Source organism: Kocuria sp. CPCC 205263 (assembly GCF_040981075.1).
Taxonomy (GTDB): domain Bacteria; phylum Actinomycetota; class Actinomycetes; order Actinomycetales; family Micrococcaceae; genus Kocuria; species Kocuria rosea.
This window is the reverse complement of sequence record NZ_JAVKPV010000044.1, coordinates 1-791: the sequence shown is the minus strand read 5'-3', so window position 1 is coordinate 791 and position 791 is coordinate 1. Positions and strand designations below refer to the sequence as shown.

Here is a 791-nt window from a genome sequence, read left to right as displayed (position 1 = left end):
GGTGTAGTCCACCACGGGGTCTCCTTCGCTTGAGGGGTTTGAGGGACCAGTATCCCTCGCCCAGCGCCCGTCTCCGCCCGGTAGGGTGAGCGGTCCCTCCCCGGGAGGGCCTTACGTCATGTCATCTTGCGTTGCTTCTGGGCCGCCCCCTTCATTCGGTCCGGTCGCTGTGCGAGTCGTCGGTTTCCGATTGATGGGTGCATTGCCGAGCGTAGTCGACGGGTGCGAGGTAGCCGAGCGATGAATGCCGGCGGTCGTGGTTGTATTCGGTCTTCCAGTCGCCGATCACGACCTGGGCGTGGAGCAGCGAGTAGAAGCTGTTGATGTTCAGGCACTCGTCGCGGAGCCTGCTGTTGAACGACTCGACGTACCCGTTGTGCCAGGGCGAGCCGGGCGGGATGTAGAACAGGCCGGTGCGGGTGCCGGCCCAGTCGGCCATCGCGTCGCTGATGAACTCGGGGCCGTTGTCGGATCGGAGCACCGCGGGGGCGCCCCGGACGGCGACGAGGTCCTCGAGGTGGGCGGTGAGCCGGTCCGCGGTGATCGACCGTTCGACGAGCCCGCCGATGCACTCGCGGGTGTGCTCGTCGACGATGGAGCAGATCTTGATCGGACGGCCCTGCTCGTCCGCGTCGAACTGGAAGTCCACCGCCCACACGAGGTTCGGTGCGACCGCTGCCGGGGCGTCGACGGTCGAAGACCCAACGCGTTTGCGGTGACGCCGCTGCGGGACGCGCAGCCCTTCCTCGCGCCAGAGCCGTTGGATCTTCTTGTGGTTCACGACCCACCCC

General features: G+C 67.0%; 1 pseudogene. It reads right to left on the bottom strand.

The annotated features are described in order from the left end of the window. Nucleotides 1-151 precede the first annotated feature (151 nt). Nucleotides 152-791 (bottom strand): annotated as a pseudogene (locus tag RF647_RS19035) (IS3-like element ISAar43 family transposase); the annotation flags it as partial.